Genomic DNA, 15,240 nt, shown 5'->3' with positions numbered 1-15,240 from the left:
GCAGGCCGTGGCGGCGGGAGGCGCGCCGGAACCTCGCGCGGACAAGCGCCTGTTCTTCGCCGTGTCCGAGTCCGCGGCCTCCCGGTCGTCGAACGGAGCAGGGGAGTCATGAGCGGCTCGTTGACCTTCACGTTCCAGACGTCCGCGTCGGAGAACCCGTGCCTGAGCGCGCACGAGGTCTTCGGCCGTCCGCTGTTCCCCACGGACGCGTACCTGGAGCTCGTGTACTCCGTGGCGAAGACGCGCCTGGGCCTGTCGCGCGTGCAGTTGGATGACCTGGTCATCAGCGCGCCGGTCGTAGGCGCCCATGACGCGCCCACCTCCCTCACGCTGCTGTTCCGCGAGGAGCCGGCCGGATGGCGCTTCGCGGTGAAGAGCGACGGAGGCCCGACGGGGCGGTTGCACCTCAAGGGCCAGGTGCGGGAGCTGACCGGCCCCGCGGGCGCGTCCACCGTGCCGCCGCCGGACTTCGGGTCCTGGCCCCTCACGCTGTCCCAGGACGACGTCTACGGCCGCAACCCGCACCTGGGCATCGGTCCGTTCTACCGGACGATGGACGGGCTGCGCGTCCAGGCGGGCGTGTCCGTCTCGCGCATCGAGCCCTCGCAGGAGGGCCGCGCGTGGGAGCCGCGCTTCCTGCTCCAGCCGCCCATCGTCAACGGGCTGCTGATGACGGCGCTGAGCACCGCCATCCACCTGTCCGGTGTTCCGGCGAGCGTCTACGTCCCCGTGGGCGCAAGGCGCGTGGACATGCCTGGAGACGTGGACGGAGCACCGCACACCGCCGTGGCGCGGCTGCTGTCCAATGACGGCGAGGCCATGGCGTTCGACATGGACCTGCTGGACGCGAGCGGCCAGGTCGTGTTCGCGATCCACGAGCTGCGCGTCCGGCGCCTCCAGCCAGACGACCTCTCCGTGACGCCCGCGCGGCAGCACGCCGCGCCGGTGGCCTCGCGCGACGGCGATGAGCGGGCGGTGGCCATCATCGGCTACTCCGGCCGCTTCCCCGGAGCGGCGGATCCGGAGGCGTTCTGGAGCAACCTGATGGACGGTGTGGACTCCATCACGGAGGTGCCCGCCGAGCGCTGGGACAACGCCCGCTACTACGACCCGAACCCCCGCGCGCCGGGGCGGACGGTGAGCAGGTGGGGCGGCTTCCTGGACGGAGTGGACCGCTTCGACCCCGGGTTCTTCGGCATCTCCCCCATGGAGGCGGAGATCATGGACCCGCAGCAACGGCTCTTCCTGGAGGAGTCCTACCGGGCCCTGGAGAGCGCGGGGCTGCGGCCGGAGGACCTCAAGGACCGCACCTGCGGCGTCTTCGTGGGGGCCTCCGTCAGCGACTACGAGGAGCTGCTCGCGGAGACCCAGCAGGCCACGACGGCGCAGGCCTTCACCGGCCTGTCGCCCGCGGTGCTGGCCGCGCGCATCTCCTACTTCCTGGACCTCAAGGGTCCGGCGATGACGCTGGACACGGCGTGCTCGTCTTCGCTCACGGCCCTGAGCGTGGCGTGCCAGAGCGTCCTGACGGGGGAGAGCGAGCTGGCCATCGCGGGCGGCGTCCACGTCATGGTGACGCCGAAGCTGCACATCAAGGCGAGCAAGGCGGGGATGCTGTCCCGGACGGGGCGGTGCCGCACCTTCGACAAGAAGGCGGACGGCATCGCGCTGGGCGAGGGCGTGGGCGCCGTGGTCCTCAAGCGCCTGGATGCGGCGCTGCGTGACGGCGACGCCATCCGCGGCGTCGTGCGGGGGTTCGGCGTCAACCAGGACGGCCGCACCAACGGCATCACCGCGCCCAACCCCGCGGCGCAGGAGCGGCTCCAGCGCGACGTCTACCAGCGCTTCGGCATCCAGCCCCGCCGCATCACCTACGTGGAGGCGCACGGCACGGGCACCGCGCTGGGAGACCCCATCGAGCTGGAGGCGCTGACGCGCTCCTTCCAGCAGTCCACGCGGGACGTGGGCTTCTGCACCGTGGGCTCGGTGAAGCCGAACATCGGCCACACCACGTTCAGCGCCGGCATCGCGAGCGTCATCAAGGTGCTGCTCGCGCTGGAGCATGGAGCGCTGCCGCCGTCACTGCACCTGGAGGAGCTGAACCCCCTCATCGACTTCGCCGACGGTCCGTTCCGCGTCGCCCGGCAACAGACGCCCTGGCAAGGTCACGACGGCCAGCCGCGCATGGCGGCGATCAACTCCTTCGGCTTCGGCGGGACGAACTGCCATGTCGTCCTGGAGGAGGCGCCCCGGCGCGAGCGTCTCACCGCGCCGGTGAAGCCCGCGTGGCTGGTGCCTGTCACGGCGAAGACGGAGGACTCGCTCCGGGCCGCGCTGGTGGACCTGAAGGCGTGGCTGAGTGGCCACGAGTGCTCGCTGGGGGACGTCGCGTTCACGCTGCTGTGCAAGCGCCCGCACTACGCCCGGCGCATCGCGTTCGTCGCGAGCAGCCGGGAGGAGCTGGAGGCACTTGTCGGCAGGGCGCTGGAAGCACACCGGCTCCCGCTGTCCCCGCCGCGTCCGGCGGAGTCGATGCCGGACGCCAACGCGCTCGTGCGGAAGCTCACGACGCAGGAGCTGTCGGAGGCCGGGTACCGCGAGGTGCTCACCGCGCTTGGCGACGTCTTCCTCGCGGGCGGAACATGCGACTGGGCCCGATTGGTCCCCGCCGAGCACCACACGCTGGTGCCACTGCCCGCCTATCCCTTCCAGCGCCGCAGCTGCTGGGCCGCGCCCGCCGCCGCTCAAGAGGCCTCAATCGTGGCGGAAGCTTCGCCCACCTCCACGGCGGCTCGGCCTGCCGCTCTTGCGGACGGCGCTGGCCCTGGCCCCACGCGGACGACGGAAGCCCGGAGCCCGTCCGCCACCAGCGCGGGGTCGGCCTCCTCCGCGCGGCTCCTCCGGTATGAGTGGCGCAGGCGCGACCTCACGTCCAACGCGAGCACTCCCGCGCCGGCCGGAGTCACCATCATCCTCACCCGGGATGCCGCGCTCCACGCCGAACTGGGGCAGCGCCTGCGGGCCCTGACCCCCGGTGTCCGCACCGTCCAGGTCCGGCCGGGTGCGTCGTTCCGCGCGCTCGGTCCCGACACCTTCGAGGTCCGGCCTGACGACGAGGAGTCCTACTCGGCGCTCCTCACGGCCTGCGGCGCGGGCGCGCGCGATGCGGTGGACCTCCTCCATCTGTGGGCCCTGGACGGTCCTCCCGAGGACTCCACCGGCCTCGAGCGCCAGAAGGACGAGGGCTTCTACTCCCTCGTGCGGATCGCGGGGGCCATGGCGCGCTCGCACCTGCTGGGCCCCACGCGCCTCTTCTTCTTCCACCCCCTGCACGCGGACGCGGCGATTCCGGTCCACGGCGGCGTGGACGGCCTGTTCGCGACGCTCGCCACGGAGAACCCGGCCCTTCGCTGCCGCACCGTCGGCGTGACGGTCCCGGGCACCGGAGCGCTCGCGGGGCTCATCGTGGCGGAGCTGCGCGACGGTGAGGACTCCGCGCCCGTGCTCCACCGCGCCGGGGGCCGGTTCCTCCGGGTCCTCCGAGAGCTGTCCCCCAAGGCCTGGACGCGCCAGGGCCCCACGCCGCGTCAGGGCGGCGTCTACCTCATCACCGGTGGAGCGGGAGCGCTTGGCTTCGTCTTCGCGCACCACCTCGCCTCGAAGTTCCAGGCGCGGCTGGCGCTCCTGGGGCGCTCCGAGCTGGGAACCGCCCAGCGGGAGCGGATCTTGGAGCTGGAGCGGCAGGGGGCTCGCGTCCTCTACCTGCGCTGCGACGTCGCGAACGCGGACGCCGTGCGCGAGGCCGTGGAGCGCGCGAGGACGGAGCTGGGCGACCTGCACGGCGTCATCCACGCCGCTGGCAATCTGCGCACCCTCCAGGCCGGCAGGGGCCGCGCCGCGATGGAGGAGTGCCTGCGGCCCAAGCTGGAGGGCCTGTTCGCGCTCGACCAGGCGACGCGGGACGTGCCGCTGGACTTCTTCGCGCTCTGCTCGTCGGTCTCCTCGGTGCTCGGCAACGCGGGGCAGGGGGACTACGCCTACGCCAACGCCGTGATGGACCACTTCGCCCACCACCGGGAGCGCCTGCGCGAGGCGGGCTTCCGGCGGGGCCGGACCGTGTCCGTGAGCTGGCCCTTGTGGAAGGAGGGCGGCCTCCCCGTGACCGCGGAGCTGGAGCGGCTGGTGGAGAAGACCCTGGGCATGCGCGCCCTGGACACCCCGGCGGGGCTCGCGCTGTTCGAAGCGACGCTGCGGATCTCCGAGCCGCACGTCGTCGTCGCGTACGGAGACCCCGCGCGCACCGCCAGCCTGGCCGACGTGGCCGGGCCGGCCGAAGCACCCGCGGCATTCATGGATGCACCAGTTTCCACCGGGGGGACCTCTCCCGCCCGTATCGAGGAGTCGGTCGTGGACGGTTCGGCGGTCATCGAGGCGCTGCGGCAGCGGATCGTGGACGAGGTCGTCTCGCTGCTGAAGGTGGACCGGGACGCGGTCAGCGTGGACGACGAGCTCGTGGACTACGGCTTCGACTCCATCATCCTCACCGAGCTGGCCAACCGGATGAACGACCACTACGGGCTCGACATCACGCCCGCGTCGTTCTTCGAGCACGCGACCATCCGCGAGTTCGCCGGGTTCCTGATGAAGAACCACGGCGACGCCATCCGCAAGCACTCGCGCCCCACGGCGCCGCCGGAGAGTGCACCCGCGCCCGTGCCCGCTCCCGTCGCCTCCGTGCCGGAAGTCCGGGCACCCGCCGCGCGCCCCGGAGACGAAGGCATCGCCGTCATCGGCATGGCGGGCGAGCTGCCGCGCTCCAGCGACCTGCGCGAGCTCTGGCGGCACCTGGAAGCGGGCGACGTGCTGACGGAGGAGATCCCCGCGGACCGCTGGGACACCAGCCGCACGCGCGCGAAGTGGGGCGGCTTCCTGCCGCGCGTGGACGGCTTCGACGCGGCGTTCTTCGGCATCACGCCCCGCGAGGCGGAGCTGATGGACCCGCAGCAGCGGCTCTTCCTGGAGACCGTCTGGAAGACCCTGGAGGACGCCGGCTACAAGCCGTCCAGCCTGTCGGGTTCCCGCACGGGCCTCTTCGTGGGCGTGGCGACCTCCGACTACGGCGGCCTGCTGAAGGAGCGGGGCCTGGAGGGAGAGGCCCTGGCGCCCACGGGCACCGCGCACGCGCTGCTCGCGAACCGCATCTCCTACCAGTTCAACTTCCACGGGCCGAGCGAGCCGTGCAACACGGCCTGCTCCAGCTCGCTCATCGCCATCCACCGGGCCTGCGAGGCCCTGCGCGAAGGCAGCTGCGACGCCGCCATCGCGGGTGGCGTCAACCTGCTGCTCAGCCCGGCGCTCTTCGTGGCCTTCGACTCGGCGGGCATGCTGAGCCCGGACGGCCGCCTGCGCGCGTTCGACGCGGGCGCCAACGGCTACGTCCGGGGCGAGGGCGTCGTGGCCCTGATGCTCAAGCCGTTGAACAAGGCCCTCGCGGACGGGGACCACGTCTACGGCGTCATCCGGGCCTCCGCCACGAACCACGGCGGGCGGGCGCACTCGCTCACCGCGCCCAACCCGAACGCGCAGGCGGAGCTGCTGACGACCGTCTACCGCAAGGCGGGCATCGCCCCGGACCGCGTGTCCCTCATCGAAGCGCACGGCTCCGGCACGCCGCTCGGGGACCCGATTGAAGTCAACGGCATCAAGAAGGCCTTCGACACGCTCTACCGCGAGTGGAACCTGCCGTACGGCGGTCAGGCCCGCTGCGCCATCGGTTCGCTCAAGGGGAACACCGGCCACCTGGAGGCCGCCGCGGGCGCCGCGGGTGTCGCGAAGGTGCTGCTCGCGCTGGCGCACAAGCGGATCCCGCCCAACGCCACGCTCGAACAGGTGAACCCGCAGATCCGCCTGGAGGACACGCCGTTCCAGCTGGCGACGCGGCTTCAGCCGTGGGAGTCGCGGGTGGGCGCGGACGGCAGCTCCCTGCGCGTGGCGGGCGTGAGCTCGTTCGGGTTCGGTGGTGCCAACGCGCACGTCGCCATCGAGGAGTACGTCGCGCCTCCGCTGCCCGCGCGGGCCTCGGGCCCCCAGGCCCTGCTGCTGTCGGCGCGCACGGAAGCGGCCCTCACGGAGTATGCCCGGCGGCTGCTGGGCGACGTGCGGTCGGGCGCGTTGGACGGCGTGCGGCTGGAGGACCTCGCCTTCACGACGCAGGAGGGGCGCGAGGCCATGACGGAGCGCCTGGCCGTCATCGCGTCGGACCCGCGTGACCTGGAGCGCAAGCTGGAGGCGTTCGCGCAAGGCGGCACGGCGCAAGAAGGCGTGTTCCGCGGCAAGGCCCAGGCCCGGCCTTCCGGAGCGCGCATCCCTGGCACCGAGCCGCTGGAGGCGCTGTGCCGGGCCTGGGTGGATGGCTCGGAGGTCGACTGGAGCGCGCTGCACGCGGGGCAGCCTCGCCGGCGCGTCTCGTTCGCGACGTATCCCTTCGAGCGGAAGCGGTTCTGGTGTGACGCGGAGCGCTTCGCGCGGCCCGCGGCGACGACGCGAGGGGAAGCGGTGGAAACCGGGTGGAAGGACAAGGCGGTCATGAAGCTGAAGCTGAAGCAGCCCCAGGCAAAGGAGTCCCCGCGGGTCCTGGATGAACAGCGCGCCGCGCCCGTGCCGGAAGCGCGGCCGGCCCCCGCGCCGTCCGTGCCCGCCCCGGTGCCGTCCGCGCCGGCCCCGGCCGTGTCGCAAGCCACGCTCCGCCGTCAGCTCAAGGGGCTGCTCTCGGCCACGCTCCACGTGCCCGAGGAGGAGCTCTCCGAAAGCCGCTCGTTCGCGGAGATGGGGCTGGACTCCATCCTGGCCCTGGAGTTCGTGAAGAACCTCAACGCGCGGATGGGCACGTCGCTGGAGGCGGTGCAGCTCTTCGACTACGGGGACATCCCCCGCCTGGCGAAGGTCCTCCAGGAGCTGGCCCCCCGCACGGCCGCGCCCCCGAGCGCACCGGAACCCGTCGTGGCCCCGGCCCCCGCGCCGCAAGCCGCGCCCGTGCCCCAAGCCGTGCCCGTGGTGGAGGTGCGGGCCAGCGCGAAGTCCCCCGGACTGGACGAGTCCCTCCCCGGTGACGAGCTCCTGGAGCTGTGGCGCGCGCCGGTGGAGCCCGTGCGCACTCCCGCGCCGGTGGCCGCCGCCGCGCCCCCGCCGTCCGTGGAGGTCCAGCGCGAGCCCGTGCGCACCGCCCTGGCGGAGGCCGGGTCCGAGGACATCGCCATCATCGGCATGGCTGCGAAGCTGCCGGGCGCCCCGGACGTGGACGCGTTCTGGCGCAACCTGAAGGACGGCGTGTGCTCCCTGCGCGAGGTCCCCTCCGAGCGGTGGGACGCCACGCGCGCGGGACACCGCTGCCGCTGGGGCGGCTTCCTGGACGACGTCGACGCGTTCGACCCTCTCTTCTTCAACATCTCGCCCAACGAAGCGGCGCTGATGGATCCGCAGCAGCGGCTGTTCCTGGAGACGGCCTGGGCGGCGCTGGAGGACGCGGGCTACGCGGCGGAGCGGCTGGAGGGCCAGCGCTGCGGCGTCTACGTGGGCGTCATGAACAACGACTACCACGAGCTGCTGGGCACGGACCCGGCGGCGGTCCGCCAGGCCCAGGCGATGACCGGCAACGCGAACTCCATCCTCGCCGCGCGCATCGCCTACTTCCTGAACCTCAAGGGCCCGGCGATGCAGCTCGACACCGCGTGCTCCTCGTCCCTGGTCGCGATGCACCTGGCCCGCCAGAGCCTGGTCAGCGACGAGGCGGACCTGATGCTCGTGGGCGGCGTGACGCTCTACCTGTCGGAGAGCTCCTACGCGAAGATGGACGGGGCGGGGATGCTGTCGCCCACCGGCCGGTGCCACACGTTCGACCAGGGCGCGGACGGCTTCGTGCCCGGTGAGGGCGTGGGCGCCGTCATCCTCAAGCGGCTGGACAAGGCGCGGCGGGATGGCGACCGCATCCTCGGCGTCATCAAGGGGACGGCGACCAACCAGGACGGCCGCACCAACGGCATCACCGCGCCCAGCGCCCAGTCGCAGACAGCGCTGGAGGTCTCGCTCTACCGCCGCTTCGGCATCGATCCGGAGACCCTCACGTACGTGGAGGCGCACGGCACGGGCACGAAGCTCGGGGACCCCATCGAGGTGAAGGCCCTCACGGACGCGTTCCGCGCCTTCACGCCGCGCACGCGCTTCTGCGGGCTCGGGTCGGTGAAGACGAACATCGGCCACACGTCCGCGGCGGCGGGCGTCGCCAGCCTCATCAAGGTGCTGCTGGCGCTCAAGCACCGCCAGCTGCCGCCGTCGCTCCACTTCGAGCGGGAGAACAGCCTCATCGGCTTCCAGGACACGCCGTTCCACGTCGTCACGCAGCTGTCCGACTGGGTCCCCGCGCCCGGCGCGCCCCGGCGGGCGGCGATCAGCTCCTTCGGCTTCAGCGGCACCAACGCGCACCTCGTGGTGGAGGAGTACGCCGCTCCCGCTCCGGCGCGCGCCCCCGTCCCCGCGCCGTCCGAGGTCGTGGTCCTCTCCGCCCGCGACGAGGCGCGGCTGAAGGTCCAGGCCCGGCGGCTCGCGGACTTCATCGGGGCGCACGCGGAAGGCCTCCCGCTCGACGCGCTGGCGTGGACGCTCCAGACGGGGCGCACGGCCATGGAGGAGCGGCTGGCCTTCGTGGCGTCGTCGCCGCGCGAGGTCCGTGAGCAGCTCCTGCGCTTCGCGGACGGCGCGAACGGCTCGGGCTCCGACCTCCACCACCAGCGGCAGCGCGAGGAGGGCTCGGACGCGGACTGGCTGCTGGAGGGCCGCGAGGGCGAGCAGTACCTGGAGGCGCTCCTGGCGGGCGGCTCGCTCGCGAAGGTGGCGAAGCTGTGGACCCTGGGCGTCCGGGTGGACTGGGCCCGCCTGCGCAAGGGGCCGCGTCCGGAGCCGCTCGCGCTGCCCACCTATCCGTTCGCGAAGGAGCGCTGCTGGTTCCGGAAGACGGAGCGCACCGCGCCCCTCCAGGCGGAGGCGTCCACCTTCCAGATGGGCCTGGAGGAGGGCGGGCTCGTCCTCAAGACCCGGCTTTCGGCTAAGGACGTCCTGGTGACGCATCACCAGGTGCACGGCCAGCCGGTGATGCCGGGCACGGCGTGGCTGGAGCTCATGGCCCAGGCCGGGCGGCTGTTGGGTGAGACGCAGCGGACGCGGATGGCGCAGGTGGCATTCCACCAGCCGCTCGTCGTGACCACGGATCACGACGTGGAGGTGGCGGTGACGCGGCAGGGCGCGGTCCTCCGGCTCGTCCTGCGCAGCCAGGATGCCAGCGGCGCGCGCACCGTCCACGCCTCCGGAGAGCTTCACCCGGATGACGCTGGGAACGCACCGGGCCCCGTCGCGCTGGGCGCGGTGCGGGAGCGGTGCCGGACCTCCATCGACGCGGACGCGCTCTACGCGCGGGCGCAGGCCCTGGGGCTCGGCTACGGGCCGCGCTTCCGTGGCCTCAAGGCCTGCCAGGCAGGGGAGGGCGAGGCGCTCGCGGCCTTCGAGTCCACCCCGGAGACGGCGGGCGAGCTGTCCCGCCGCCCGCTCCACCCCGTGCTGCTGGACACCGTGCTGCAGGCCGTCTCGCTGCTGGGGCTGGGGAACGCGGCATCCGGAGCCGGCACGGCGCGGGTCCCGTTCGCGATCGGCGCGGTGCGCATCCCCGGCACGCTGCCCGCGAAGGGCTTCGCGTACGTCCGCCAGCAGGACGCGGCGGCGGCGTCCTTCCAGGTGCTGCTGCTGGATGACGCGGGCGTCGTCCGGGCGGCCTTCGACGACGTGGTGCTGCGGCCGATGTCCGACCGCACCGGGGGCATGCTGTTCGCGCCGCGCTGGCGGGAGCAGCCGATGGAGGCCCCGCACACGGCGTCTTCCGGAGCAGCTCGCGGGGGCATCCTCTACCGTCCGGATCAGCCGGAGGAGGCCGCGCTGGCGGCGGAACTCGTGGCGGAGGCCGGGCGGCGCGGCACGGAGCTCCAGCGGATCGCGCTGCATGACGGGCAGGTGCCCGCGGACCTGGGCGAAGGCGCGCCCGGTGTCCTGTACGTGCTGTCCGCCGGAGGCGGCGAAGTGCTCTCCGGAGCCCCCGCGGAGGCTCGCGTCCTGGACGTGAAGGCGCGCCAGGAACAGCACCTGCGCTCCCTGTTCCGGTGCGTGAAGCGGCTCTTGGCGCGAGGCTTCGCGGAGCGCTCGCTGGAGCTGAAGGTCGTGACGCGCGATGCGCACCGCGTGCTGGGGGACGAGCAGCCGCGCCCCATGGCCGCGGCGGTCAGCGGCTTCGTGCGGTCGCTCTCCCGGGAGATGGTCCGCTGGAGCGTGACCCAGGTGGACGTGGGCGGCGGTGAGCCCGCGAGCCCCACCCTGGCCCGCGCCATCCTCGACGAGCAGGCCCGCGCCCATGAGACGGAGGTCGCGCTGCGCGAGGGCCGCCGCTACGAGCTGGGGCTGGATCGGCTGGTGCTGCCGGCCGCTCCCGGCGCGGAGCCCTTCAAGGCGCGCGGGGTGTACTTCATCGTGGGAGGCCTGGGCGGCATCGGCTACGAGCTGGGGCTGCACCTGGCGCGCACGGTGAAGGCCCGGCTGGTGCTCGTGGGCAGGAGCGCCGTGGACGCGCGCAAGCAGGAGCAGCTGCGTGAGCTCGAAGCGCTCGGGGCGGAGGTGCTCTATGTCCCGGCGGACGTGAGCGACCTGTCCCAGCTGCGGGACGCGCACGCCCGGGCCCGCGCGCGCTTCGGCGCCGTGGACGGAGTCATCCACTCCGCCATCGTCCTCAAGGACGCGACGCTCGCGACCCTGGAGGAGCCGGTCCTCGACGAGGTGCTGGCCCCCAAGGTGCTGGGCACGCAGGGCCTGTTCGAGGTCTTCCGGGGCACCCCGCTGGACTTCATGCTGTTCTTCTCGTCCGCGGAGTCCTTCAGCTGTGACGCCGGCCAGAGCAACTACGCCGCGGCCTCGCGCTTCGAGGACGCCCAGGCGGCACTGGAGCGCGGCGGTGCGGGCTTCCCGGTGGTCGTCATCAACTGGGGCTACTGGGGCAGCGTGGGCATCGTGGCCAGCGAGCGCTACCGCCGCGAGCTCGCCCGGCGCGGCGTGGACTCCATCGAGCCCGCGGAGGGTTGGGAGATTGTCCGCCGGGTCCTCGCGCGGCGCGAACACCTGGGCCAGGTGGTGGTGCTCAAGGGAGACGTGAAGCTGCTGGGCACCGTCCGGGTCCACGCCACCGGCCGCCAGGAGCTGTTCGCGGCGGAGCGCGGGCCGGTGGCGCTGGAGCCCGTGCCCTCCGTCCCCGCGGACCTGGAGTCGCTGCGGCACCTGGAGGCTGGCTTCGAGCGGCTGGACGGGCTGGGCCAGGCGCTCCTGCTGGAGACCTTCCAGCGGATGGGCGTGTTCCTGCGCGCCGGAGAGCGCACCTCCTCGGAGGAGCTGGGCGCCCGGCTGGGCGTCGTGGACACGCACCGCAAGCTGTTCCACGCGCTGCTGGGCATCCTGGTGCGCGGCGGCTTCCTCATGGCGGAGGGCCGGTTGCTCCTCACCACGCCGCGCGTGGAGTCCGCGGGCCGGGCGGACGCCGCGCGGCTCGTCCAGGAGTTCCCCGTGCTGGAGCCGCACGTCCGGCTGCTGCGCACCTGCGCCCAGGCCTACCCGGAGGTCCTCACGGGCCGGGTGGACGCCCCGGAGGTGATGTTCCCGGGCGGCTCGACGTCGCTCGTGGAGGGCGTGTACCGGGGCTCGGCGCTGTCGGACTACTTCAACCACCTCTGCGCGGAGGCCATCCGCGCGCAGGTGGAGCGGCGGCTCGCGCAGGACCCCACGGCCACGGTGACCGTGCTGGAGGTGGGCGCGGGCACGGGCGGCACGAGTGAGTTCGTGCTGAAGCGGCTGGACGGGCTGGGCGGCCGGGTGAAGTACCTCTACACGGACATCTCCCAGGCGTTCGTCCGGCACGGCGCCGAGCGGTACGGCGCGCGCCACCCGTTCGCCGACTTCCGCACCTTCGACGTGGAGACGCCGGTGGACCGGCAGGACCTGGGGCCGGGCAGCGTGGACATCGCCTTTGGCGCCAACGTCCTGCACGCCACCCGCGACATCCGCCGCACCGTCGCCAACCTCAAGCGCCTGCTGCGGCCGGGGGGCCTGCTCGTGGTGAGCGACGCCACGGCGGTGCAGGGCTATGTCACCATGACCTTCGGCCTGATGAAGGGCTGGTGGCGCTTCGACGATGCCCGCGTCCGCATGGAGGGCTCGCCCCTGCTCGACGCGGGCCAGTGGCTGCGGGTGCTGAAGGCCGGCGGCTTCCAGCCGGCGCTGGCGCTGGGCTCGCCCATCGCCGCGCCCCAGGTGTCGCGCCAGTGCCTGGTGATGGCGGTGAGTGACGGGCTCACGTGGACGGAGGCGGAGGCCCGCGAGTCCCAGGCCGCGCCCCTCGCACCGCGAGCATCCGCGCCCCGGCCCGCCGCCGGAGCAGGGGAGCTCCGGGGCCGCGTGCTCGACTACGTCCGGGGCGTCTTCTCCGAACTGCTGGGGCTTTCGAAGGAGCGGCTGCCGGATGACGTCCCGTTGGACCGCTTCGGCGTCGACTCGCTGGTGAACCTCAAGATCGTCGCCCGCTTCGAGGCGGACCTGGGCCAGCAGCCCTCCACGCTGCTCTTCGAGCACCTGACGCTGGTGAAGCTCACGGACCACTTCCTCGCCACGTCCCGCGACGCGCTCGAACGGCTGCTCGGGGGCGCGCCGACGCCGCCGGAGCCGCGGGCTCCGTCCACCCCCGTGACGCCGGAGCCCAGCGCTCCCGTTCACCCAGAGGCCGCGGACGGTGACATCGCCATCATCGGATGCGCGGGCCGCTACCCGCAGGCGGAGGACCTGGAGTCCTTCTGGAAGAACCTGCGCGAGGGCCGCCACGCCATCACGCCCGTTCCTTCCGAGCGCTGGCGTCCGGAGGCGCAGGGCGCGGAGGTCTACAGCCGTCACGGCGGCTTCCTCTCCGGCGTGGACCAGTTCGACGCGGCCTTCTTCAACATGGTGCCGGAGGACGCGGACGTGCTGGACCCGCAGGCCCGGCTCTTCATGGAGACGGCCTGGCAGGTGCTGGAGGACGCGGCCCAGGGCCCCGCCGCGCTGGACGCCGTCGACCGGCGCGTGGGCGTCTTCGTGGGCGCCATGAACCAGGACTACGACCTGTTCAGCGGCGAGGTGCACGCCCGGGGCGGCTTCACCCGGGCGAACGCCGCGCACTGGACCCTGTCCAACCGCGTCTCGTTCCACCTGGACCTGCACGGCCCCAGCCTCACGGTGGACACCGCGTGCTCGTCGTCGCTGACCGCGCTGCACCTGGCGGTGGAGAGCCTGAAGCGGGGCGAGTGCCGCCTGGCCATCGCGGGCGGCGTCAACCTCATCCTCCACCCGCTGCACTACCAGCGGCTGTGCAGCGTGAACATGCTGGCCCGGGATGACCGCAACAAGGCGTTCGGCGCGGGCGCGGACGGCTTCGTGGACGGGGAGGGCGTGGGCGCGGTGCTGCTCAAGCCCCTGCGAGAGGCGCTGCGCGACGGCGACCCCATCCACGCCGTCATCAAGGCCACGGCCATCAACACCGGCGGCAGGACGAGCGGCTTCACCGTGCCCAACCTGAACGCGCAGGCGGAGGTGGTGGCCGCCGCGCTCCAGCGCTCCGGCGTCCCGGCGGACAGCATCTCCTACGTGGAGGCGCACGGCACCGGCACCGCGCTCGGCGACCCCATCGAGGTCGCCGCGCTCACCAAGGCCTTCCGGACCCGGACGCCCGCGGTGGGCTTCTGTGCCCTGGGGTCGGTGAAGTCGAACATCGGCCACCTGGAGTCCGCGGCGGGCATCGCCGGCCTCACCAAGGTCGTCCTCCAGCTCAAGGAGCGCATGCTGGTGCCCACGCTGCACGCGGACACGGCCAACCCGAAGATCGCCTTCGAAGGCTCGCCCTTCCACGTCCAGCAGCGGCTCGCCCCCTGGGAGCTGCCCGCCAGCGCCGGAGCACACGCGAAGCGGCGCGCGGGACTCAGCTCGTTCGGGGCGGGCGGCGCCAACGCGCACGTCATCCTGGAGGAGCACACCGTCGCGCCCCAGGCCACGCACCGCCAGGCCCTGGCCGCCCCCGGTGTCTTCGTCCTCTCCGCGAAGCGCCCGGAGTCCCTGCGGGCCAGCGCGGAGCGGATGCGGACCTTCCTGCGCCAGCACCGCGACCGGCTGTCGCTCGAGGACGTGCTCTACACCCTGCAGGTGGGCCGCAAGGCGTGGAGCGCCCGGCTGGCGCTCGTCGTCACGTCGCTCGACGACGTGGTGGAGAAGCTGGACGCGTTCCTGTCCGGCCGCGCGCCGGTGGACGGGCTGTGGGAGGGCACCGCGACCGGGGAGGGCCGCGATACCGGCCACGCCCACGACCCGCGCGAGCTCGCCCGCCAGTGGGTCGGCGGCGCGACGGTCGACTGGGCCTCGCTGCACCGCGGCGGCCCGCGGCGCATCCACCTGCCCACGTACGCCTTCGACCGGAAGCGCTGCTGGTTCACGCAGGCCGCGCCGGAGCCCGTCGTTCAGCCCGCCGCCAAGGCAGCCGTCGAGCCTGTCGCCGAGCCTGTCCGGGCCGCACCCGAGCCGGATGAACCGGGGGCGCGCATCCTCCATGTCGCCGCGGAGGTGATGAAGCGTCAGGCGTCTGACTTCGACCCGCGCCAGTCCCTCCAGGACCAGGGGGTGGACCACTTCGACATGATGACCATCATCCTGCGCCTCAAGTCGGCCTTCGGCGCCGCCTTCGAACCGATGACGGTGGTGTCCGGCGGCAGCATCGCGGAGATCGCGGACGCCATCCGGGCGCGGACGCAGCCCCAGGCGGACGCCCCTCCCGCGCCTCCGCCCGCCCCGGAGTCGGACGTCCAGACGCGCGTGGCGCCCAAGGTGCGCGCGGCCGCCGCCCGCATCCTCAAGGTGTCCGAGTCGGAGATCGACATGCACGCGGACATCAGCGAGTACGGCCTGGACTCCATCAACGTCATGTTCATGGTGGCCAAGCTGCGCGAGGACTTCGGGGTCATGCTGGAACCGGGAGACGTGGTCGCGCACCGCACGCTCTCCGAGCTCGCCCACTACGTGGCCGGCCTCCAGCTCCCCGTCCCGCCGGCCTCCGCCCGGAATGGCATCCAGGAACGAGAGTCCACTTGA

General features: G+C 73.1%; 2 protein-coding genes (1 of these 2 cut by a window edge). Both read left to right on the top strand.

Translation table 11 applies throughout. The features are described from left to right. Positions 1-112: the 3' portion of an SDR family NAD(P)-dependent oxidoreductase gene (locus D7Y11_RS00025; RefSeq protein ID WP_126932708.1), read on the top strand. Its footprint begins 12,281 nt before the window's first position; the window shows 112 of its 12,393 coding nt (coding positions 12,282-12,393); the start codon falls outside the window, past its left edge; the stop codon is at positions 110-112. Next, positions 109-15,240, top strand: coding sequence for an SDR family NAD(P)-dependent oxidoreductase (locus D7Y11_RS00020; protein WP_126932707.1), 15,132 nt, complete (start codon positions 109-111; stop codon positions 15,238-15,240). Before D7Y11_RS00025 ends, D7Y11_RS00020 begins: the two co-directional genes overlap by 4 nt.

This window comes from Corallococcus sp. AB018 (assembly GCF_003986945.1).
In the GTDB taxonomy this organism is placed as follows: domain Bacteria; phylum Myxococcota; class Myxococcia; order Myxococcales; family Myxococcaceae; genus Corallococcus; species Corallococcus exiguus.
Note: the sequence above shows the minus strand (reverse complement) of the source record. Positions and strands in the feature narration are given on the sequence as shown.